Origin of the sequence: Sorangium sp. So ce726, from assembly GCF_051521405.1 — a bacterium.
Classification (GTDB): domain Bacteria; phylum Myxococcota_A; class Polyangia; order Polyangiales; family Polyangiaceae; genus Sorangium.
The window spans coordinates 8,257,453-8,280,647 of the sequence record NZ_CP150349.1; the positions used below are offsets into that span (position 1 = coordinate 8,257,453).

The following is a 23,195-nucleotide window of genomic DNA, read 5'->3' on the forward strand; positions in this document are numbered from 1 at the left end:
GCGCGATCCGCCCGCCCTGGAAAGCGACGTTATCACGAGCCCGCGAGTGCACGAGTGCACTCTGCTTGATGATTTCTTGACGCCGCCCGGGCGACTCTTGACGGTTTCTTGAAGCCGGCGGCCCTAGCTTTGGGGCTGTCATGCAGAACAGGCCACCACTCTTCGTCATCCCCACGTACCGGTTGCGCGACGTGGGCGAGACCATCCACCTCTACGACGAGCACTTCTGGCGCAACGGACACGCGATCCCGATGGTCGTCTTCGACGATTCGAACGTTCACAACCAGCAGAAATACTACGCTCTGCTCGAGGCGACGGCGACCTACAACGACCTCTACTACGTCGGTCCGCGCGAGAAGGAGGCGTTCATCGCGTACCTCAACGACCGGCTCCGCGACCGCAAGCTCGAGCCGCTCGTCAGGAACCTGTTCCGGCCGAGCTACGGCGGGAACCGCAACTACACCCTGATGTACACGCTGGGAACCCGCATGCTGAGCGCCGACGACGACATGCGCCCCTACGCGCTGGTCGAGCATAGCCCGGAGTCGCTCGAACAGGACGAGGTCTGCCGCGGCAAGCTCCTGAAGGTGAACGGCGATGGCTTCACCCGCAAATCGTTCGATATCCTGGCCGCGTTCCTCGACGTGCTTGGCAGGCGCGTCGCGGACGTCCCGGCCAACCACGCGCGCGGCGAGCTGCTCCGCGACAGCGCCATGGACCTCGAGACCAACGCCACGCAGGGCCTCGTCCGCGAGAACTCGCTGCTGCTCGACCCAGGCGACGTGCCCGACGACGCGGTGGTCAAGGTCGCGCAGACGTTCCGGTCCGGGACGAACGACATCGACGCGATCGATTACGTGGAGATGTTCCTCGACGACGAGGGGCAGGTGGAGCTCGATGAGCTGAACGACGTCTACGTCCTCGTCAACTTCCGCCCCGCGGTGACCAACAAGAACTGGCGCATCGACTGCGGAGTCGCCGGCTATGACAACAGCTTCGGTCTTCCGCCGTTCTTCCCGACGCGGCTCCGGTTCGAGGACTACATCTACCGGCTCTGGATACAGCAGCAAGGCGTGGCCGCCGCCCACGTCGACGCCGTCCAGACGCACGTCAAGAGCAACTACATGCGGAGCCCGCTCGCCGCCGAGGTGTTCAACGAGGAGGTGTCGAACCTCCTCAAGCTGAAGATCAAGTCGACGCTCTCCAAGGTCGAGGATCTCAGCATCAGCTTCGACTACGGCGGCGAGGTGACCGCGGAGGACTGCGACCGGATCCTCGGACGGATCACCGCGCTCCATGCGCGGGTGCTGGGCGCCGCAGCGGCGACCGTGAGCCACGAGCGCGCCGACGCCCTGCGCCGCTTCGCCGTGACCCTCGAGAAGGCCTTTTATGGGTTCGAGCCCGATTTCTTCCAGCAGAACCTCGTCCGCATCGTCGACGACGTGATCAGCCAGTTCAAGGGCTCGCTCGAGCTGTGGCCGACGCTCGTCGAGATCTGCTACCTCCAGAAGAACCGCGCCGGACTGCCGCAGTCGCGCGTCCAGAACAAGCGGCGGCATTGAGCCGCGCGCGCCGTCGGCTGCCTGGGCGCGCGACGGCGCGGCGTCAGCCGCCGTCGTGAGGCCCCAGGATCACCGGCCCGGGAGCGAGCAGCTGCGTGCCCTCCATCAGCCAGACCGCCGCCTGGCTCGTCCCGACAGCGTACCAGAGGACGTCCGCCATGCTGTCGAAGTTCACGTCGGTGCCGGGGCGCAACTCCCAGCCGCGGCCGAGCGGCCCCGGGAGCACCGGTCCCGGCGACAGCAGCTGGTCTCCGGCCATCAGCCATACGGCCATCAGGCCCTGCTCGGGGCTGTTCCAGAGCACGTCCCCCATGCCGTCGAAATTGAAGTCCGACGACGTGACGATCTTGAAGCCACGGCCGAGTGGCCCCGGGATCACCGGCCCCGGCGCCAGCAGCTCGGTTCCGTCCATCAGCCAGATCGCCATCAGGTTCTTCTCGATGTTGTTCCAGAACACGTCCCCCATGTTGTCGGCGTTCACGTCCTGCGCGGTGGGAGCCGTCCATCCCTCGCCGGGCGGCCCCGGGAACACCGGCCCCGGGGCCAGCAGCTGGCCTCCATCCATCAGCCAGACCGTTATCAGGTTCTGTCGCTCGTTGTTCCAGAGCAGATCCGACATCCCATCGATGTTGAAATCGGTCGCCGAGGTGACCGTCCATCCCTCGCCGGGCGGCCCTGGGAGCACCGGCCCCGGCGCGAGCAGCTGGCTTCCGTTCATCAGCCATATCGTCATCAGGTTCTGGCCTGCGTTGAGCCAGACCACGTCAGCCATGCCGTCGCGGTTGAAGTCGCCCGCGTTGGCCGCCTCCCAGCCCTGGCCGATGGGTCCCGGGATGAACGGCCCCGGCGCCAGGAGACGGTTCCCCTCCATCAGCCAGATCGCGATCAGGTTCTGCTCCTTGCTGCTCCAGAGTATGTCCCCCATGCTGTCGGCGTCGAAGTCGTTCATGCGGACAGCCTCCCACCGGGAGCGGCCCAGCCTCGGTGTCGCGACCCCCAGCGGTGACGCCGCGGGCTCATCCGCCCCAAGGTCCTCGTACAGGTCCACGCCCGGCGAGCAGGCGGCCATGGTGTGAATCGCAGCGACCACGCGCAGCGCCGCCCCTGTAGCCGCAGACCGTCTCATACGCGCCCTCTCTTGCGCCTCAGGCGCGGGCACGGGTGCCGTTCGGGCATTTCCTGTCCGGTATCCGGCCTCGTGGGCGCGCCGAGCACGCGCGCCCCTGGAGCGGCAAGCGCCAGTCCAGCGGCGACGAGCGAGCCCGGGTCAGCGTGTGACGGGCACGTTGTGACGATATTTTTCTCTATCTCGGAGGAGCACTCGAACCTTCGAAGAGATGTGCGCCGTCGCAGCAAGCAAGATGGCCTTGACGTGCCGACGTGGGAGATGTAGCCGAGGATATGGCTGACCATGGCGTGATATCCATCCTCTCTGTGCGTCGCTCCCTCGCTGCCTGTCTGCCGTTGCTCGCGCTCGTCGCCTGCGGCGGAGATGGCGACAACACACCGCCTACGCCGGAAACAAGCGGCAGCGGCGGCACGGGCACAACGTCGACCGGTGAGAGTGTCGGCACGACGAGCAGCAGCGGGGCCGGAGCGTCGCAGGCCGCTGGGGCCGGCGGGGGAGGAACCTCCGCTGGAAGCGGGGGTGGCAGCGCGACAACCGGGACTGGGACAGCGACAGGGACAGGGGGAGGTGGGAATTCCACGGCGTGCACGCGCGAGCTCCTGAAGAGCACGATCGACGCCTATTTCGAGGCGCTCGCGGCGCACGATCCGTCGACACTGCCCCTCGCCGACAACGTAAAATTCACGGAAAACGGCAAAGCCCTGACGCTCGGGCAAGAAGGGCTCTGGAAGACCGCCGGAGCGCTCAAGTACGCTCACAGCGCGCTCGACACCGAGACCTGCAGCTCCGCGAGCCAGGCTGTGGTGCCGGACGGCAGCATGGACATCCCGGTCGCCCTTCGCCTCAAGCTCCAGGGCCAGGAGATCACCGAGATCGAGACCATCGCCGTGCGACCTGGGGACTACAAGGTCTCCGGGGGAAATTTCGCCTCGAACACCGGCGCCATCATCGCGAGCGGCGATACCGTCAAGTGGGAGGAGCCCGTTCCGGAGAACGAGCGCAACTCGCGGGACGAGCTCGAGGGCTGGATGGAGAAGTACTTCTGGATGTTCCCGCGCGGCGTCTGCAACACGGTCAGCAACTGCAAGCGCATCGAGAACGGCGGCGGGTCCTTCACGTGCAGCGCCGGCGCGAGCTGCGATCCTGGCCAGCCGGGCTCGGGGTCACCCGCGCTCGCCCCTCGCCTCATCTTCGCGGACGTCGAGAGGGGAATCGGGGTCGGCTTCACCATGTTCATGGGGAACACCGACATGCACATGTTCAAGATGCGCGGCGGCCAGGTCTACGGCGTGAGCGCGTTCCTGGGCGCGGCCAGCAGCTCCGGCTGGGAGTGAACGAGCTTCGTCTCCGCGCTGTCGCGCCGGTCCGTTACCGGACCGGCCGCCCGCATAGGCGTTAACCAAGCTTCGCGCCTAGTTCTCCTACATCCGAACGTAAACGTGGACGTTTACGTGGTCGTGGTCGTGGTCGTGGTCGTCAACGGTAAGCCGTAAACGTCCACGTCCACGTCCACGTCCACGTTTACGTCCACGTTTACGTTGGTGACCGATGGTGGGGAGGAAGGGGGGCGGGCCTCGCAGAACGCCCCCGTCTTGCCCTGCCCAAGATGCGCAAGACGGGCTCTCGGGAGGCTTCGAAGGACCGACGCCCGGGAATTACGCCGAATGGGGGGGGCAAGGCCAGAATGGCTTTCATGCCCCCCAAGGGCATCACTACTGCAGCACCGTATCCATATCCCAGTCAATCCACATGTCTTTCCACTCGCTGACCGGCTGCTGAACGCCATTGTCCAGGATGCCCATCACGTCCGTGTTTGCGCTGTTGTTGCCTTCGAACGCCCGCTTGAACATTTCGCCGGCAAGGGCGGTCTGAGTGCCCGATGCGCCGCAGTGGTTTGCGCTGTACATCTGGAAACCCATGCGCTCCGGAACACCGAGCGCTTTCCACACCGGCTTTGCTGCCCATGCGGAGAGGGCTTCACAGGTTCCACCCAGGTGACACCATGAGTTCCTGCCATTGGCATTTGTGAAGTGCACCAGATGCCGTGGAGCGATGGTCGCCAGGAGCATATGCGTATCAAAGGGGAGGTTGTATACCTTCGAGGGGTCGTTTCGGAGCCAACGGGCCGCGCTGGTCACCCAGGGTCCGCAGATACCGCTGTCTTCGAGGTTGTCGATGCTCTGAGGCTTGGCATCTGAACACTGCCAAACAGAGCCACCGTCACCGTGCCTGAACCACTCTGCCTGACGCAGGTTGGCTACACCACCACCGCCCGATTCGACGATAACAACCACCGGCGCACGGCTGAAGACACCCGCCAGGTAAGCACCCTTTCCACATCCGGAGCATCCCGACACCATGACCTTTGTGGGATCATGTCCGCTGCCCGGGTTCTTCTCCAACACGTCCATCACCCGGTCAATCATCCATCCGTTGGCGATGTTGGTGTTGACCTCGGAAATGCCGAAGAGATTTCTTATCTTGCCCTCAAAGCCGCTTCCAAACGACAGCGTCTTGGCGCCTGATGGGAAGATACCACCCGACAACTTGAGGGCGATCACTGAGCCGGATCCGCTGATGCTCGCCGAGAAGCTCTCTGACTTTCCGCCCACCTTGGCAGTGATTGAAACGGTACCTCCGGATACGGTTCCCGTCACCTCGTCCGGTGCGCCGGGGACTGGACCATAAAGGTACTTGGCTGCCATTGCCAGGATTTCCTTGCGGCGGCACTCCCACTGTTCTTTGGTAGTGACCTTCGTTCCGTTATAGAACGTGAACGGATCCGGGAGTTTCTCGTTGACCTCGGTCAGACCACTCGGCTCAGGCAACGTGGGCAGGACACACGTGAAGGGGCCGCCGCCAGCCCCGCTGGTCGCGCTGGTCCCGCTGGTTGCGCTGGCCCCGCCGGTCCCGTCAGCCCCGCCGGTCCCGCTGGCCCCGCCCGTCGGGGAGCCGCCCGTGCCGGACCCACTCGTCGGACCACCGCCGCCCGTACTGGCGACTCCGCTGGTCACGGAAGCACCGCTGGTCGCGGAGCCTCCACTCGTGGTGACTCCCCCGCTCCCGCTCGGTGTCCCGCCGCCTGTGCCCGTAGCATCTCCCCCGGTACCGCCGGATCCGATTTCTGAAGCGCAGCCAGGGAAGTTCAAGAGGGCGAGGGCGGGAATCGCGAGAGCGGCTAAGCTACGCGAAGCACGAGAACGGACAGACATGAATGCCTCCATGTTTCGAATGCAGTGGCGGAAAGCGACACGCGGTGCATGACACGTAGTACGTGACACGCGAAAAACCGCCGTTCTTATAGCAGACGTCAGGGGAACCTGTGCGTCTTTCGCGTTGATGACGCTGTTTTTGTCACGCGTACGAATTTGCGCTGTGACCATGCCAATGGCACGTGAACGAGACAGTGGCCTCCTTGCTCTGCTTCGGGCTGGTCTCGTCGTGATGGATCATCTCCGAGATTTCCTGCTGCCGGCACACCCACTGCACCCGGGTCGTCACCTTCGTGCCATCCATCGTGGTGAAGGGATCGTGCAGCTTGTCATACGCCTTCAGCTCGCTGAAGGCGGGCATGTTGGGCACGGGGCAGTCCGCGCCGTGGGTCTCGACCCCGACCAGCGTCGTGTCCCCGCCGCCCGTCGGGTTCGAGCCGCAGGCGCCCGCACCGCTCGTCGAGGAACCGCCCGTTCCCGAGGTCACGCCACGGGTGCTGCCGCCGCCGGTGCCGGCCACGGACGACGTGGTGCCAGCCGACGAAGAGCCGCTGGTCGGGCTGCCGGTGCTGGAGTTGTCATCCTCATCAACTGTGATGCCGCCATGACTGGGGCCGCACGCGACGAACGGGGGGAGGAGGGCCGTTAGACGGACAGGTTTGGAGAAGGTTGGCCCGAACGACATCGTCAGATCCCATTCCCAGCGGAGGGCGGTTCGATCACGCTTATCGCTGGGAATCGTACGACCGGAGCGGGCAGCGTTTGGTCAGGATGCAAATGTTCAACAAGCCTGCAGTCGATGTGATCCATACGGATCATCTCCGGGAACACCTCGCGAAAGCTCGCACCTACGGGACATCCGAGGAAGCGACGCTCTTTGGCAAGACTTTTTTCGTCGCGTCGCGTTCACGTAGAGTCGGGTCGTTTGCTCGTCGTCGGAGGACGAACCGCACTCCGGCGGTGATGTGCCCGCGAAGGCACGAGCTCAGCGGCACCGGGCGGTTCTTCTCCCGCCGCCAGGCGGCCTGCACACTCGCCCTTACCCCGCGCGAGCTTGCCGTTCCGCCGCGGTGCCCCAGGAGGATCGCATCATGGCTCGACTGCGACGCCTCATCGAGCCGGGGACGCGCGCGACGCCCGATCTCCTGTCCGGGCTCCGCGCGCTGGCTCGGCCGCTGCGCTCCACGGCCGATCTCGACCCCTTGATCGAGCGCATCGGCGACGCGCGCTGCGCGCTCCTGGGCGAGGCGACGCACGGGACGCGCGAGTTCTACACGTGGCGCGCGGAGCTCTCCAGGCGGCTGATCGTCGAAGCGGGCGCCTCCTTCATCGCCGTCGAGGGCGACTGGCCCGATTGCTACCGCGTCAACCGCTATGTGAAGGGCCACGCGGACGCGGGGAGCAGCGCCCGCGCGGTGCTGCGCGCCTTCGATCGCTGGCCGACGTGGATGTGGGCCAACGAGGAGGTCGCCGAGCTGATCGAGTGGCTGCGCAGGCACAACCAGGGTCGGCCCGAGGAGCAGCGGGTCGGCTTCTACGGGCTGGACGTCTACAGCCTCTGGGACTCGCTCCGCGAGGTCATGCGCTACCTGGAAGGGGCCGCCCCCGACGCGCTGCCGGCCGCGCGGCGCGCGCTGCGCTGCTTCGAGCCGTATGCCGACGATGCCCAGGAGTACGCCCGGGCGACGGTGCTCGTGCCGGAGTCGTGCCAGGCGGAGGCCGTCAAGCTGCTCGCCGAGGTGCGCAGGCGAGCGCCGGGGTTCGGCGCCGACGGGCGCGACGGCCACTTCGTCGCCGAGCAGAACGCGCTCGTGGTCAAGAACGCCGAGGCCTACTACCGGGCGATGGTGCGCAGCAACGCGGAGTCCTGGAACGTCCGCGATCGGCACATGGCCGAGACGCTCGATCGGCTGCTCGAGCAGCACGGCCCGCGCGCCCGCGCGCTCGTCTGGGCGCACAACACGCACATCGGCGACGCGCGCTTCACCGACATGGCGGAGCGGGGTGAGGTGAACCTCGGCCAGCTCGCCCGCGAGCGCCACGGGGAGGAGCGCGTGGCGCTCGTCGCCTTAGGCACCCACCGAGGCACGGTGATCGCCGCCCGGGAGTGGGACGCGCCGATGGAGGTGATGCGCTTGCCGGTCGGGCGGCCCGAGAGCTGGGAGGACCTGCTGCACGACACGGGCAACCAGGACCGGCTGCTGATCTTCGACCCGGGGCGGCTACCGGAGGAGTCGCTGGACTGGCGCGGCCACCGCGCCGTCGGCGTCGTTTACCACCCCGAGTACGACTGGTACGGGAACTACGTGCCGACGGCGCTGCCGCGCCGCTACGACGCGCTGATCTTCGTGGACGAGTCGCAGGCCGTCCGGCCCCTGCACCTCGCGCCGCGGGCAGAGAAGGAGCCGCCGGAGACCTACCCTTCCGGCGTGTGACGCCGGCTGCATGGCGCGCGCAGCGCAAAGCGCGCTGGGCGCGCGGGCATCCCGGCGCAGGAGGAGGTGAATCCATTGAACCGCGGAAGCGCTGTGTACGCGATCCTCTTCGACCTCGATGGGACCCTGGTGGACACGGTCTACGCCCACGTCCTGTCGTGGCAGCGCGCGTTCGCCGAGGCGGGCATGCCGATCGACGCCTGGCGGGTGCACCGGCGCATCGGGATGAGCGGCGGGCTCTTCGCTCGCGCGGTCGCGCGCGAGGTCGGCTATCCGCTGGCGGCCGAGCAGGCGCGCTTCGTCCAGGAACGCCACGGCGAGATCTTCCAGCAGATCCTGCCGGAGCGGCGCGCTCTCCCGGGGGCCGTCGCGCTGCTCCGCCAGCTGCGCGAGGCGGGCGTGCCGCACGGGATCGCCACCTCCGGACGGCGTCCGGACATCGACGCCTCGCTCGCGGCGCTCGAGCTCCCGCCGGACATGGTCGTGGTCGCTCGCGGCGACGTGAGTCGCGCAAAGCCGGCGCCCGATCTCTTCTTCGCGTGCCAGCAGCGCCTCGAGGTGGCGGCCGAGGACTGCTATGTTGTCGGTGACTCCGTATGGGATCTGCTCGCCGCGCGCCGAGCCCGCATGTTCGGGGTCGGGTTGCTCTCCGGTGGGTACGGGCAAGATGAGCTGCTCGCGGCGGGGGCGTACCGGGTATACCGCGACCCCGCGGAGCTCGGCGCCGCGCTCGACGAGCTCGGCGTCCTGCCCTGAGGGCCGCCTGGCGAAGGCGGTCCACGCGCGGCGGCCGAAATCAGGAATGGGCCTCAGGGAGGCTCTGAAGGCGAGGTGAACCGATGCTCTCGTTACAATCTCCCGACTTCCACCATGGCGACGTGATCCCGATCGTGCACACCTGCGAGGGGAAGGACGTGCCGCCCGCGCTCTCCTGGTCGGGCGTCCCCGGCGGCACGAAGAGCCTTGCGCTCATCGTCGACGACCCGGACGCGCCCGATCCACGCGCCCCCAAGACGACGTGGGTCCACTGGGTGCTCTACAACATCCCGCCCGACGCCGGTGGCCTGCCCGAAGGCGCGCACAAGGCCGATCTGCCGACAGGCACGCTCGAGGGAAGGAACGACTGGAAGCGCGCCGGCTACGGCGGCCCGTGCCCGCCCGTCGGCAAGCACCGCTACTTCTTCAAGCTGTATGCGCTCGACACCGTGCTGCCCCCGCGAGGCGGGCTCACGAAGGTGGAGCTCGAGAAGGCGATGTCGGGACACGTCCTCGCGCGTGTCGAGCTTGTCGGGACGTACCAGAAGGGGCACCGCCCGTAGGAGCCGCTCGCCGTCGGCCCCTGCTCGCGTTCGCCCACGCGCGCGCCTTCGTGCGCTACGGGCTCATCCGCGTCGCTCGGCTCGCTGCGGCGTGCTTTTGTACGCCTCGCTCGCCTCCCTGGCGGATGAGCCCGTATCACCCGAATCTACACCTCACTATGGACGCGCCTTCGGCGCACGCTCATTCGCATTTGCAGACCGGGCGACCGTCATCGTCACAGTGGCACTGACACACTCCCTCATGACACGTGACGACTTTATCGCCCTTCGGGCAGGTGGCGACGCACGAGGCGATCGAGTCCTCCTCCCCGCCCGCCGCGACCTCAGCGTCTCTAGCCGGCGAAGGATCTGGCTCATTGGCGTCGACCGACGCCCCCGCTCTGCCGTCCGCAGCCTCCGCGGCAGCGCTCGTCCAGAGCGCCGTGGAAGCGGGCAGCACCGACAACACGAACACCGATAACAGCGTACCGCGCATCTTCACTCCTCCTGATCAGCGATGCTTCCATGAATGGGCATCATTGATTGCCAGGGGCCGAGGCACGCGGCGTGCCGAATGGCGCGGCCGGCGGCCGAGCTCGCGGCGCAGCGGCGGGTACGGGGGCGCTGCCCCGCATGTGTCCGCGATGTTCAGACAGCGGAGCCAGCCCGGCTGCGCGGGTTGAGCTCGCCTGTCCTGACGGATCATCACCAAAGGCAGCGAGATCGCTGTTTCGAACGCGACAATCCGAGCAAAGGGTTGCGCGCGATGGTTTGCTCGAACACGCAAGCTGGCCGCGGGCGGGAAGCGCCGACGAGCGGCCGCGGCCTCACATTGGCGCGGCGAGAGGGCGCGGCGCGCGCTGGACCGGCCGAGAGCGCGGCTGGCACGACGAGTGCTCTTACGTCGGACGTCATGCAGCACACAGGGGCACATGACCTGCGAGCTGGCTTGATGGACCGAGTTCAGTGGAGCTCCTCGAACGCAGGGGCTCCGCACGGTCGGCAAACGCAGCTGGCATGTCTGGCCTCTCTAACCATCAACCATCACAAGATCGAACGAAAGAGAAAGAACATGACACGAAAGATCATCACCGCGGTCGCTGGTATGTCGTTGTTCGTCGGCGTGGCGATGGCGCAGGCAGCGACGCCCGCCACCTCGAGCCTGAAGGGCCGCTCAGTCGTTCACGCCAACGCGAGCGCCGGCGTGCCCGAGAAGGTGGCGTACTACTGCGGGTTCCCTGGGGCCAACGTGGCCACCTCGACGAACATCGGCATCGCGGGCATCGCCATCGGGACCTCGGGCTCCGTCGCCCAGTCGTCGGTCGCCCAGGCCGGCGGGTACGGCAACGTCGGTGTCGCGACGGCGAACGCAGGGGGCTTCCACGGCCATGGAGGCTGGAGGAGGATCGCGCTGAACGACGCGCCGGCGTCCGGTCAAACAGACATCCTCTTCGACAACTAGCGTTCCGCCCGCAGAGGTCCGGCCAGAGATGGCCGGACCTCTGCGCCGCTCTCCGACGACCCCGAACCCGGGATGGACGAAACCATGCGCCGTTTACTCCGTGTGCTCTCGACGTCCGCGCCCGCGCTGCTCGCCGCGGCGCTCTGTTTTCATTTCGCGATGACAGCCGCATACCTGACGCCGCAGAACCCGCTCCAGCTCCGCTTCGCGCGGCTCATCAGCGGGTACATGAACCCGTTCTTCCAGCAGAACTGGCACCTCTTCGCCCCCGATCCCATCACCGACACGCGCCTCGTGATGGTCGCCTGCCGCCTGCACGAGCCGGACGGGAGCACGACAGAGACCGGGTGGACCGATATCACGACCCCCTACTGGGAATCCCACCTGGAGAACCGACTCGGCCCCGCGACCCGCCTCGGACGATCGGTGACGGGCGCGGCGCGCATGATCTACACCGTCGATCCGACGTCGCTGCAGATGGCGAAGAAGCTCGATCAGCAGCGCACGCGCGCGCAGGCGGGCGAAGGCGGCGCAGAGGCCCCCGAAGCGCAGGTGGTCGACCAGCTCAGGGACGAGGTGAAGAAGGAGCAGGACGCTGGCTATCAGCTCGGCAAGAGCGTCCTGGAGCGGGCCGGCTCCGCGCACTGTGACAGCCTGTACGGCCCGAACCGCACCGCGGCGGTGCGGCTGCGCCTGGCGGTGCTGAAATTCCCGCGCTTCTCCCGGCGCGACCTGCCCGACTCGAAGGGTGAGATGACGTACTATGATTTCGACTGGGCTCCCTATCAACAGGTGGCGCCGCTGGACGCGACGGCCGAGGACAGACACCAGACGCCCATGGCCCTCCGGGCAGCAGCCGCGGAGGAGAGGTGACGCCATGCTGAGCAAGCTGAACGCACGCTGGCAACGCATCGTGGAGCTCGCGAGCCGCGAGCGCTGCCTGATCGGGGCCAGCCTCTTCCGGATCGTCGCCGGGTTGACCATCCTCCACCTCTACCTGGCCAACTACTTCCAGCGCCATTACCTCTATGGCCCCGAGGGGGTGTGGCCGTTCGCGCGGTCGCTCGAGGAGGCCCACAACACCGGCGCGTTCTCGATTTACCTGCTCAGCAGGTCGCCGCTCTACTTCGATGTCGTCTTCCACCTCGCCATGCTGTTCGCGGCGCTGTGGGTGATCGGCTTCCGCACGCGGCTCATGTCGCTGCTCACGTATGTTGGGCTCTGGTCCTTGCATCAGCGGAACCCCGCCTTGCTCGACGGCGGCGACAACCTCGTCCGGCTCGCGCTGCTGTACGGCATCTTCGCCGAGCTCGGCGCATACTTCTCGCTCGACGCCGACCGCCTGCGCGCGCAGCGGGAGCGCGGCGGAGACCTCCAGCGGATCAAGGGGATGCTCCACAACGCGGCGATCCTCGCCTGCGCCGTCCAGGTGTGCCTGGTCTACGGGGTCGCAGGGCTCTACAAGGTGCAGGGGGAGCTGTGGCAGAACGGGACGGCGCTTTATTACATCACCCGCGTCGGCGAGTTCACGTGGCCCGGCCACAGCGACAGCCTGTCTCGCAGCGTGGCGGTGGTGACGGCGCTGACCTACACGACAGTCGGGTTCCAGATCAGCTTCCCGTTCCTGTTCGCCCTGAACCGGCACACACGCAGGCTCTCGCTCGCCGCGGCGTTCCTGTTCCACGCCGGCATCGCCGTCATGATGGGGCTCGGCACGTTCGCCGCGTTCATGATCAGCGTCGAGCTGGCGCTCATCGCGGACGCGGAATACCGGGCGATCGGCGCGTTCGCCAGGCGGCTCGTGTCCTTCGAGGCGCCCTCGCTCCGGCGCCTCGTGCCAGCGCGCCGGATCCAGACGAAGTAGCGCGGCGTGGCGCGGGCGCGCTCGAGCGCCCGCCCGATCTCCCGCCGGCGTCCCAGCGCTTCCCACCCAGCCTCACCGGCCTCACCAGCCTTCCGCCACGCGGATCGCGATCTTCCCGATCGTGCGGCCCGACTCGATGGCGCGGTGCGCCTGCGCAAGCTCGCGCACCGGGTAGCTCGCGCTGACAATGGGCCTGATGTGGCCTTGCGCCGCCAGCTCGGCCACCGCGGCGAGCGCGCGGCCCTGCGCGTGCGGGTCGAGCCGCCAGATCGTGGCAGCCCCCATCACATGATAGAGGAGCGACGCCGCCTTCATGAACAGCCGGTCCGCGACCGGCGCAGGCGTCGGCACGATGCTCACCACGGTGCCCATCGGCGCCACGGCGTCGAGCGCCTGATCCAGCGCGCGGCCACCGGCGTTGTCGAAGGCCACCGCGACGCCCGCCCCGCCGGTCAGATCCCGGCACGCCTGGCCCACGTCCTGCGTGATGTGATCGAGCACGACCGCGGCGCCGAGGTCGCGGCAGAGCGCCGTCGACTCGGGTCGGCTGGCGGTCGCCACCCCCCGTAGCCCGAGGTGACGCGCGAGCTGCAGCTGCAGGTGGCCCACGCCGCCTGCGCCCGCGGTGACCAGCACCGTGGCGCCAGGCGCGGGCCGCGCGCGCGAGAGGCATTCCCAGGCCGTGACGCCCGCGAGCGACAGGCATGCAGCCTGCTCATGGGAGAGGGCCTCCGGTTTGCGCGCGAGGGTGCGGCTGTCGGCCACAACCCGCTCCGCGTTCGCGCCCTGCCCAAACAGGCTCGGTGAGCCGAACACCTCGTCTCCGACCGCGAGATCGTCGACGCCGGGGCCGACCGCGTCGACGATCCCGGAGACGTCGTAGCCGAGCACCAGCGGAAACTGCCGCTCGATGCGGCGCGGCCCGGGCGCGACCGAGCGCGCCCGGATGTCTGCCGGGTTGACCGACGAGGCGATCACGCGCACCCTCACCTGGTGGGGTCCGGGCGCTGGCTCGGGCAGCTCCAGCGGCACGAGCTGCGAGGCGTCGCCATGGTGATGGATTCCGATTGCCTTCATGCGTTGCGGTCCTCTCGAGCGACGCCGGCGTGCGGCGGCTCAGGCGCAGTGTGTCCGCCGGCGGCGGCCCTGTATTGAACGATGGTGAGATCAGCGCCGCCCGCGCCGCTGCTCGACGATCGCCTTGCCCTGACGGGCAAGGGCGTAACGGATGCCGGCCTGGAGATCGCGCTGCGTCAGGAGGTTTCCCAGATCGATCCCCTGCGCGACCAGCGTCTGTGCGACGTCGGGTGACGCCCCGACGAGGACACACGTGGCGCCAAGGAGCGCGGCCGCCCGCGTGGCCTGGAGGAGGCGGGCGGCCACGTCGGCGTCGAGGACCGGTACGCCCGTGATGTCGATGAGCACCGTCTCGGCCCTGTTGCGCTCGATGCCCTGCAGGAGCGTCTCCAGGAGCTGTGCGCCGCGGGCGGAGTCGATGGTCCCCACGAGGGGCACCACGAGGATGCCTTCGTGGACCGGGATGACCGGCGTGGACAGCTCCTGGATGACGTCGAGGAGCTTCCGCTGCGTCGCGAACCACGCGAGCTCTTTCTGCACCGCCTCGTTGGCGCGCTTCTTCTCCGTGATGTCCTCGATCATGACCAGGAGATAGCGGCAGACGCCGTGCTCGTCTTTGAGCGGCACCTTCACCATGTGAAGCCACCGCTCCCCGGCCGGCGTGGCGATGCGCGTTTCGGGCACGTCCACGATCTCGCCCTTCTCGATCACGTCACGATCCATGCGATCGAGCCAGTTGGCCTCCTCCAGCCGATGCGGGAAGAGGTCGAAGACGTTCTTGCCGAGAACGGCGCTCCGGGGGGCGCCGAAGACTGTTTCGTAGTGGCCGTTCATCCGGACAACGCGGAATTCCGTCACTTCCTTGATGAAGACCGAGACGGGCACGTGCTCGATGATGGTGTCGAGGAAGCTCTCGATGGGCACCGTCTCTGGCTCGCTGCGCGGCGCAGCCGGGCTGTGGACGCAGACGAGCGCGCCGCGCGCGCCATCGACGCGAAGCTGCGTGACCGAGATCTCGCACGACGGCGCGCCAGGCGCGCCGCCCCGGAGCTCGATGCCGGCCTGCTCGCGCTCGCCGTCGAGCACAGCGCGGATGCCTGCGAGCACCTCCTGCGCCTCGCCGGCGAGCCCCTCGGGCGACGCGGGCAGGGCGGCCAGCGCGCATGGAGGCGACACCGGCCAGGCGGTGAACGCGCCCTCCGCGAGGATCTGCTCCAGGCGGGGATTGGCGCACCGGAGCGCTCCCTTTGCATCGAAGACAGCGGCAGGTACCGGGAGCGCGCAGAGGAGCGGCAGGGGGTCGACGCCAGCGTGCGGCAGGGGGCCGGCGCCGGCGTGCGGCAGAGGGCCGGCGCCGATGTGCGAGCCAGGCCCATCGAGATCTATGGTCATTCGGGATCCTTCTACGCGACACGAGCGGCCCAGCGTTCTCCGAGCCGGACGCCCCGTCGAATAGCCTAACCTTTCAACGCGCTCTCCGGGAATCGCCATGCGCCCGCCATTATGTAATAGACTTAACAATCTCGTGCGGGTAGCGCCGTCGCTCACCCCGAGTTGGTCAACGCCTGCTCGGGCGCGCGACCTCGGCTCGCACCGCTGCTCGAGCCGCTCGCGGCGTACCGACGAGGACACGGCCTGATCGGGCGGCATCCGACGCGCCTGGCACGGAGGTTGATATCGCTGCTCTCCGTGGATGGCGAAACCATCTCTCGGCCGTCTGCCGCCACCGGGCCGCACGCCGCGCCCGGCCGCCTCGTCCTGGCGCTGCCCGGCCGCTCGCTGCCCGGACGAGGCGGGCAGCGCGCCCCCCGCGCCCGGATCCACGAAGCCCGCGGGAGACGCCATGCGCGCGCGTGATCTCGGCGTCGCGCCTGGCATCTTCGATCCGGGGCCGCTGAACGCGATCACCGACGTGGGCGGCGTGCGCGTCGGGCACGCCACGGTGATCGAGGGGGACGCGATCCGCACCGGCGTCACCGCCGTATTCCCCCACGGGGGAAACCTCTACCTCGATCGCGTCCCCGCGGCGATTCACGTGGGCAACGGGTTTGGAAAGCTCGTCGGCGCGACCCAGGTCCGCGAGCTGGGTGAGCTGGAGACTCCCCTTCTCCTCACGACCACGCTTTGCGCGTTCCGGGCCGCCGACGCGCTCGTCGAATGGATGCTGGCGCAGCCGGGCATGGAGGAGGTGCGCTCGCTCAACCCGGTCGTCGGCGAGACCAACGACGGCGTGCTCAACGCGGTGCGGCTCCGTCCGATCACCGCCGATCACGTGCGCGCGGCGCTGGGCTCGGCGCGGGAGGGGCCCACGCTGGAGGGGTGCGTCGGCGCGGGCACGGGCACCGTCGCGTTCGGATGGAAGGGGGGGATCGGCACCGCCTCGCGGGTGCTGCCAGCGTCGCTCGGCGGGGCCTGCGTCGGCGTGCTCGTCCAGTCGAACTTCGGCGGCGTGCTGCAGGTGATGGGGGCGCCCGTCGGCGAGGAGCTCGGCCGGTACGCTTTCCGGTCGCAGGTCGAGGCGGCGGCGGGAGACGGCTCCATCCTCATCCTTGTCGCGACGGACGCGCCGCTGTCGGATCGCAACCTCGGACGACTCGCCGCCCGCGCGATGCTGGGCCTCGCGCGCACCGGGTCCTCCGGCGCGAACGGCTCCGGCGACTACGCGATCGCCTTCTCGACGAGCGCCTCGGTGCGGCGCCGCTCCGGCGCGAAGCGGCTCGCGACCACGGAGCTCTCGAACCACGAGACGTCCGCCCTCTTCCAGGCCGTGATCGAGGCGACGGAGGAGGCCATCTACAACTCGCTTTTCACGGCCGAGACCACCACGGGGAGCGGTCGCACCGTGGACGCCATTCCGCTGGATCGCGTCCGTGAGGTGCTGTCGAGGCACGGCGTCCAGCGGCCGTCCGGCCGCTCCCGCCCTGCATGACGCAAGAGGCCGCCGCAGGCGGGCCGGCGCGAGCGCTGGCCGCCATTTCCCGTGGCGCAGCGAGGCGCTTTTGGCAACATCACGAATCGACCGGGCGCCTCGGAGACCGATCCGGCCTTGGACACCCTCCCTTTATGACCGACAGTCCACGTTACCGCGTGCTGGGGGTGCTGCACCAAGGTGCGGACACGATCCTCTACCGCGCGCGGCGCGAGGAGGACGGCCGGCCGGTGGTGCTCAAGGCCCTGCGGCGCGACCACGCAAGCCCCCGCGCCCTCAGCCGGCTCCAGCACGAGCTCGAGGTCGCCAGGGCCCTGAAATCGCCCGTCGTCGTCCAGGCCTACGGGATCGAGCCGTTCCGCGACCAGATGACCCTGGTCCTCGAGGACTTCGGCGGCCGCTCGCTCGACAGGTTCCTCGATGGGCCGATGCGCCCGATGTCGATCGAGCGCTTCCTCCCCCTCGCCCTCCGCCTCGCCGGCGCGCTCGCCGAGCTCCACCGACACCACGTCATCCACAAGGACATCAAGCCCCAGAACCTGCTCTACAACCCCGACACCGACGAGGTGAAGATCACCGATCTCGGCATCGCCTCCCTCTCCCCCCGCGGGGCACAGGAGCTCGCACACGACGGGCTCATCGAGGGCACGCTCGCTTACATGGCGCCGGAGCAGACAGGCCGCATGAACCGCCGGGTCGACGAGCGGACCGATCTGTACTCCCTCGGCGTCACCTTCTACGAGATGCTGACTGGCACCCTGCCCTTCCAGGCCAGTGATCCCGTCGCGTGGGTCTATTGTCACATCGCCCAGGCGCCGCAGCCGCCGCACGCGCTCGTCCCATCGGTTCCACCGCAGCTCTCCGCCGTCGTCCTCAAGCTGCTCTCCAAGGCCGCCGAGGAGCGCTACCAGAGCGCACTCGGCCTGCGCCACGACCTCGACACGTGCTTTTCCCAGCTGCGCCAGAGCGGCGCCATCGATGCCTTCCCGCTCGGACAGCGCGACGTCTCCGACCGGTTCCAGATCCCGCAGCGGCTCTACGGCCGTGAGCGCGAGGTGGAGGCGCTGCTCGCCGCGTTCGAGCGCATGGTCGCGAGCGGCCGGCCGGAGGTCGTGCTCGTCTCGGGCTACTCGGGCATCGGCAAATCCTCGCTCGTCGCCGAGCTGCACGGGCCCGTCGTGCGCGAGCGCGGCTTCTTCCTCTCCGGAAAGTTCGATCAGCTCAAGCGCGACGTCCCCTACCGCCCCCTCCTTCACGCCTTTCGGGGGCTCGTGCAGGAGATCCTCAGCGCGAGCGAGCAGCAGGTCGAGCGCTGGCGAGAGCGCCTCCGCGAGGCCGTCGGCGCGAGCGGCGGGCTGCTCACTGACATGCTCCCCGAGCTCGCGTTGCTGCTCGGCCCACAGCCCGCCGTGCCCGAGCTCCCGCCCACCGAGGCCCAGAGCCGATTGCTCGCCACGCTCCAGCGCTTCGTCGCGGCCTGCGCCCGGAAGGAGCACCCCGTCACCCTCTTCCTCGACGACCTGCAATGGGCCGACCCCGGTAGCCTCCTGCTGCTCGAGCAGCTCGCCACCCTCGCCGGCGACGCGCACCTCCTGCTCATAGGCGCTTATCGCGACAACGAGGTCGGCCCCGCGCACCCGCTCCGGCTCACGCTGACCGACGTGCAGAAGCGCGGCGCCGCCATCTCCGAGCTCTTCCTCGAGCCGCTCTCCGTCGCCCACGTCGGGGCGCTCGTCGCCGAGGCGGTCCATGCGCCCGAAGCGCAGGTCGAGCCGCTCTCACGGCTGGTTTACGAGAAGACCGCCGGCAACCCCTTCTTCCTGATCCAGTTCCTCATCGCCTTGCACGACGAGGGGCTCATCACCTTCGATGCCGACGAGGGCGCATGGCGGTGGGAGTTCGCCGCCATCCGCGACAAGGGCTTCACCGACAACGTCGTCGAGCTGATGGTGGGCAAGCTGGAGCGGCTGGCCGTCCCCACGCGCGACGCCCTCAAGCTCGCCGCGTGCCTCGGCGGCAGCGGGGATCTCGACACCCTCGCGATCATCGCGCGCCGCCCGGCGGAGGGGCTCCGCGAGGCGCTCGAGGAGGCCGTGCGGGAAGGGCTGCTGCTCCGCCGGGACAGCGCCTATCGCTTCCTCCACGACCGGGTGCAGCACGCCGCTTATTCGCTCATCCCGGCCGGACAGCTCGCCGAGGTGCACCTCCGGATCGGTCAGCTGCTCTTGAAGGCACGGCGCGCCGAAGAGCGCGAGGACGCGCTCTTCGACATCGTGGGCCACCTCAACCGCGGCGCCGCGCTCATCCGCTCCCAGGCCGAGCGCGACGAGCTCGCCGCCCTCAACCTCCGCGCTGGCAGGAGGGCCAATGCCGCCGCGGCGTATCAGTCTGCCGCCGCCCTCTTCGCCGCCGGCCTGGCCCTCCTCGCGCGAGATCCCCGCGAGCGATGGGAGACTCGGTACGACCTGGCCTACCCTCTGAGCCTCGAGCGCGCGCGCGCCGCGTACATCACCGGCAGCTCCGAGGAGGCCGAGCGGCTGATCGAGGAGCTCCTGGTGCGCACGAGGAACGAGATCGAGCGCGCCGCGGTCGTCGAGCTCGCCGTCATCTTCTATCAGACCCGAGGGCGATCCGACCACGCCGTCGAGCTCGGGCTCGCGTGGCTCCGCGCCTCGGACATCGATCTTCCGCTCCACCCCACCGACGCACAGGTCAGAGAAGAGACCGAGAGCCTCTGGCAAGCCCTCGGCGATCGGGCGATCGAGGATCTGCTCCGCCTGCCCCCCATGGAGCACCCGGAGTGCAAGGTCGTGATGGCCGTGCTGCAAGCCGTGGCCGGCCCTTCGATCTTCGTGGACCAGGACCTGCACTACCTCGTCGTCCTGCGCATGGTGAAGCTCGGGCTGCGCCACGGCAACGCGGAGAGCTCCGCCCACGCGTACGCCGGCTTTGCGCGGATGTTCGGCCCGCGGTTCGGGCGATACCGCGAGGCCTACCTGTTCGGAAAGCTCGGCTACGACCTCGCGGACAGGAGCAACCTCCTCACCGTGAAGTCGCTGGTATTCACCATCTTCGGACAGCACGTCGTCTTCTGGACACGCCACTACCGGGAGACGTACCCCTACACGCGCGCTGGCTTCAGCGCCGCGGTCGAGTCCGGCGATCTGCACATGGCGTGCTTCAACTGCATCTGGGCTCCGCTGTTCCCGCTGCTCGCCGGCGAGCCGCTGGAGGACGTCCTCCACGAGGTCGAGGAGCGCAGCCGCTTCGTGCGCAAGGCCGGTTACGAGTTCGCCTACGGCGTCCTGGCCAGCACCCACGCCATCATCCAGACGCTGCGCGGGAGGCCGGTCCGCTTCTCGACGCTCGACGGCTCCGAGCTGGACCGGCAGGCCTTCGAGGCGAAGCTCGATGAGGGGGACATGAGGGGCGTCCGCGGCCTCCATTACAGCATGAAGGCCCGCGCCCTCTTCGTGCTCGGCTCTCACGACGAAGCGCTCGCCGCGGCGACGCGCGTGATCGTCGACCACCCCTTCAAGAGCGAGCCCTACGCGCTCATCGCCGAGAACTGTTATTATCACGCGCTCGCGCTCGCGGCCCTCGCTGACGATGGCGCGACCGAGCCGCCCGAGCCGCCCGAGCCGCACGACGCGCGGCGGTCGCCGGCGGAGGAGCTCCCCGAGGGCCTCCTCGACAGCGAGCGGCAGCTCGGCGAGTGGGCCGCGAGCTGCCCCGACAACTTCCTCCACAAACATGCGCTGGTCCGCGCCGAGATCGCCCGACTCCTCGGGCGCGAGGCCGAGGCAGTCCGCCTCTACGAGCAGGCCATCTCCTCGGCGCGGGAGAACGGCTTCGTCCAGCAGGAGGCCATCGCCTGCGAGCTCGCCGCGCGGTTCTACCGCGATCGCGGCCTGTCCACGCCCGAAGGCGCCTACCTGCGGGACGCCCGCGCCGCCTACTTCCGCTGGGGCGCCCACGCCAAGGTCGAGCAGCTCGACCAGCGTTACCCTTTCCTCGTCGAGCGAAAGCCGATCGCGCCCACCGTCACCTTCGCCGTCCGCGCCGAGCAGTTCGACGTCCTCTCCATCGTCAAGGCGTCTCAGAGCATCTCGGGCGAGCTCAAGCTCCCGCGCCTGCTCGAGATGCTCCTCCGCATCGTGGTCGAGCACGCGGGCGCCGGAGAGGGGGTCGTGCTCCTGGTCCGGGAGGAGCGCCTGTCGACCGCGGCGGCGATCTCGACGTCGCGCTCGACGTCCGGCAGCGCGGCGCGGCTGCTCGACGCGGGCGAGGCGTCGTCGGCGCTGCCGCAATCCATTCTCAACTACGTCCTCCGCAGCCACGAGCGCGTGCTGCTCGACGACGCGACCGCCAGGCACCCATTCTCGGAGGACGCGTATTTCGCGCGCAAGAGGCCGAGGTCGGTGCTGTGCCTCCCGATCATGCGGCAGGCCCGGCTGCTCGGCGTGCTCTACCTGGAGAACGGGCTCGTGGCCGGGGCGTTCACCCCCGGGCGGCTCACCGTGCTCGAGCTGCTCACCTCGCAGTCGGCCATCTCGCTCGAGAACGCCATGCTCTATGCCGATATCGAGCAGGAGAACGCCGAGCGGCGGCGGGCGGAGCAGGCGCTGAAGGCCAACCAGGCGACGCTGCAGGCCATCGTCGACAACTCCGCCGCGGCCATCTTCCTCAAGGATCGCGAGGGCCGGTATCTGCTCGCCAACCGCCACGCAGGGAACGTGGCCGGCGTGCCGAGCCATGAGCTCCTCGGAAAGACCGACGCCGAGCTCTATCGTGGTGTGGACGTCGGGATCCTCCGAGACAACGACCGGCGGGTGCTCGACGCGGGCGAGCCGCTGGAGTTCGAGGAAGAGGTGATGATGAAAGAGGGCGAGCCGCGCACCTATCTGTCCCTCAAGTTCCCGCTCGGCGAGAGCGTCATGCCCGGCGTGGTCTGCGGCATCTGCACCGACATCACCGAGCGCAAGCGCGCCGAGCTCGCCGAGCGCTTCCTCGCCGACGCGAGCCGCAAGCTCATGGCCCTCGGCTACGGCGCCACCCTCGAGAGCGTCGCGCAGCTCGCGCTGCCAGCGCTGGCCGACCGCTGCGTCATCGACGTGGACCTCGCCCAGGACGCCCCGGGGCGGACGGTCACCGCGGGGATGCCGGCCGAGCTCGCAAGCGCGGTGACGGACGCGCTGCGGCCCCTGGCAGCGGCGTCGCCGGACCGGCCCGAGATAGGCGACGTGCGCGCCGCGCCTCTCCTCGATCCGCTCGGCGTTCACTCGTTCCTCAGGGTCCCGCTCCTCGCGCGCGAGCGGCGCTTCGGCGTCATGACCCTGCTGGCGGCCGCGCCGCGGCACCGATACGGCCCTGCCGACCTGTGGCTGGCCCAGGAGCTGGCGAGCCGCGCAGCGCTCGCCCTCGACAACAGCCGCCTGTTCGCCGAGGCGCAGGAGGCGATCGAGCGCCGCGACGAGTTCCTCCTGGTCGCATCCCACGAGCTCAAGACGCCGCTCACCTCGCTCACGATGCAAGCCCACCTCCTCGCTCGGCTCCTGCCCCGCCTCCAGCGCGGGGAGGTCGCCCCGGAGCGCATCGACGCCGCGATCCAGCTCCTCAACCGCCAGATCGCGCGCCTCGCCCACCTGGTCAACGAGCTGCTCGACGTCACCCGCCTGAACGCCGGCCAGCTGACCCTCGCGCGCGCGCCCGTCGATCTGGCCGCCCTGGCGCGCGAGGTCGTCGAGCGGATGCACCAGCAGGTCGTGGACGCCCGCTGCCGCACCCGGCTCGAGCTGGACGAGCCCGTGATTGGACACTGGGATCCTTCTCGGATGGAGCAGGTCCTCATCAATCTGCTGACCAACGCGATGAAGTACGGCGCGGGAGGCCTCATTCACGTCATCGTGCGCCGCGAGGGCGCTCGCGCGGTGCTCGTCGTCCGCGATCATGGCATGGGCATCGCCGAGGCCGATCAAACCAGGATCTTCGAGCGCTTCGAGCGCGCTGTCTCCGTCCGCAACTTCGGCGGCCTCGGCCTCGGCCTCTACATCGTTCGATGGATCGTCACCTCCCACGGCGGCACCATCCGCGTCGAGAGCAAGCCGGGCGCGGGCGCCACCTTCATCGTCGAGCTGCCTTTGCACCCGCCGGAGGCGGAGACGGACGGCCAGGGCACCCTGCTCCGGCCGGCGTAGGCGTTCACCGGAGCCGCAGCCGGCGCTGCC

At 68.8% G+C, this 23,195-nt stretch carries 15 protein-coding genes; 10 read left to right on the forward strand and 5 right to left on the reverse strand.

What is annotated here, in order from left to right; translation table 11 throughout:
* Positions 1–140: 140 nt before the first annotated feature.
* Positions 141–1,562 (forward strand): hypothetical protein, encoded by a 1,422-nt coding sequence (locus tag WME79_RS30560; protein ID WP_437522007.1) that lies wholly within the window; start codon positions 141–143, stop codon positions 1,560–1,562.
* A 43-nt stretch (positions 1,563–1,605) separates the two neighbouring features.
* Here the strand turns inward: WME79_RS30560 and WME79_RS30565 are convergent, their stop codons facing one another.
* Entirely contained in the window at positions 1,606–2,511 is a 906-nt protein-coding gene (locus WME79_RS30565) for an FG-GAP repeat domain-containing protein (RefSeq protein ID WP_437522009.1), read from the reverse strand.
* 485 nt (positions 2,512–2,996) lie between these two features.
* Between WME79_RS30565 and WME79_RS30570 the strand changes: the two genes are divergently transcribed.
* Positions 2,997–4,025, forward strand: coding sequence for a hypothetical protein (locus tag WME79_RS30570; protein WP_437522011.1), 1,029 nt, complete (start codon positions 2,997–2,999; stop codon positions 4,023–4,025).
* A gap of 378 nt (positions 4,026–4,403) precedes the next feature.
* Here WME79_RS30570 and WME79_RS30575 read toward each other — a convergent pair whose 3' ends face one another.
* Positions 4,404–5,519, reverse strand: a complete 1,116-nt coding sequence (locus WME79_RS30575) for a glucuronyl esterase domain-containing protein (RefSeq protein WP_437522013.1) — start codon at positions 5,517–5,519, stop codon at positions 4,404–4,406.
* 526 nt (positions 5,520–6,045) lie between these two features.
* Complete coding sequence (locus WME79_RS30580) at positions 6,046–6,588, reverse strand: hypothetical protein (RefSeq protein WP_437522015.1); 543 nt, start codon at positions 6,586–6,588, stop codon at positions 6,046–6,048.
* Positions 6,589–6,994: 406 nt separating this feature from the next.
* Here WME79_RS30580 and WME79_RS30585 point away from each other — a divergent pair, with 406 nt between their 5' ends.
* The 6 genes from WME79_RS30585 to WME79_RS30610 all read left to right on the forward strand — a co-directional run bounded on the left by WME79_RS30585 (position 6,995) and on the right by WME79_RS30610 (position 12,962).
* Entirely contained in the window at positions 6,995–8,338 is a 1,344-nt protein-coding gene (locus WME79_RS30585) for an erythromycin esterase family protein (protein WP_437522017.1), read from the forward strand.
* A 75-nt stretch (positions 8,339–8,413) separates the two neighbouring features.
* A complete protein-coding gene (locus WME79_RS30590; RefSeq protein WP_437522019.1) occupies positions 8,414–9,094 on the forward strand; it encodes an HAD family hydrolase in 681 nt (226 codons plus the stop codon).
* Positions 9,095–9,177: 83 nt separating this feature from the next.
* A complete protein-coding gene (locus tag WME79_RS30595) occupies positions 9,178–9,657 on the forward strand; it encodes a YbhB/YbcL family Raf kinase inhibitor-like protein (RefSeq protein ID WP_437522021.1) in 480 nt (159 codons plus the stop codon).
* 1,051 nt (positions 9,658–10,708) lie between these two features.
* A complete protein-coding gene (locus WME79_RS30600; RefSeq protein ID WP_437522023.1) occupies positions 10,709–11,098 on the forward strand; it encodes a hypothetical protein in 390 nt (129 codons plus the stop codon).
* A gap of 84 nt (positions 11,099–11,182) precedes the next feature.
* The gene (locus WME79_RS30605) at positions 11,183–11,971 is read left to right on the forward strand and encodes a DUF5819 family protein (RefSeq protein ID WP_437522025.1); all 789 of its coding nucleotides are present in this window, start codon (positions 11,183–11,185) and stop codon (positions 11,969–11,971) included.
* Between the two features lie 4 nt (positions 11,972–11,975).
* Positions 11,976–12,962 (forward strand): HTTM domain-containing protein, encoded by a 987-nt coding sequence (locus WME79_RS30610; protein WP_437522027.1) that lies wholly within the window; start codon positions 11,976–11,978, stop codon positions 12,960–12,962.
* A gap of 81 nt (positions 12,963–13,043) precedes the next feature.
* On the opposite strand, the gene WME79_RS30615 is transcribed toward WME79_RS30610, so the two are convergent.
* Both WME79_RS30615 and WME79_RS30620 read right to left on the reverse strand, forming a co-directional pair.
* A complete protein-coding gene (locus tag WME79_RS30615) occupies positions 13,044–14,039 on the reverse strand; it encodes a quinone oxidoreductase family protein (protein ID WP_437522029.1) in 996 nt (331 codons plus the stop codon).
* A 90-nt stretch (positions 14,040–14,129) separates the two neighbouring features.
* Positions 14,130–15,431 (reverse strand): PAS domain-containing protein, encoded by a 1,302-nt coding sequence (locus WME79_RS30620; RefSeq protein ID WP_437522031.1) that lies wholly within the window; start codon positions 15,429–15,431, stop codon positions 14,130–14,132.
* Between the two features lie 451 nt (positions 15,432–15,882).
* On the opposite strand from WME79_RS30620, the gene WME79_RS30625 reads away from it, so the two are divergent.
* Both WME79_RS30625 and WME79_RS30630 read left to right on the forward strand, forming a co-directional pair.
* Positions 15,883–16,968, forward strand: coding sequence for a P1 family peptidase (locus WME79_RS30625; protein WP_437522033.1), 1,086 nt, complete (start codon positions 15,883–15,885; stop codon positions 16,966–16,968).
* Positions 16,969–17,102: 134 nt separating this feature from the next.
* Positions 17,103–23,165, forward strand: a complete 6,063-nt coding sequence (locus WME79_RS30630) for an AAA family ATPase (protein ID WP_437522035.1) — start codon at positions 17,103–17,105, stop codon at positions 23,163–23,165.
* Positions 23,166–23,195: the final 30 nt, after the last annotated feature.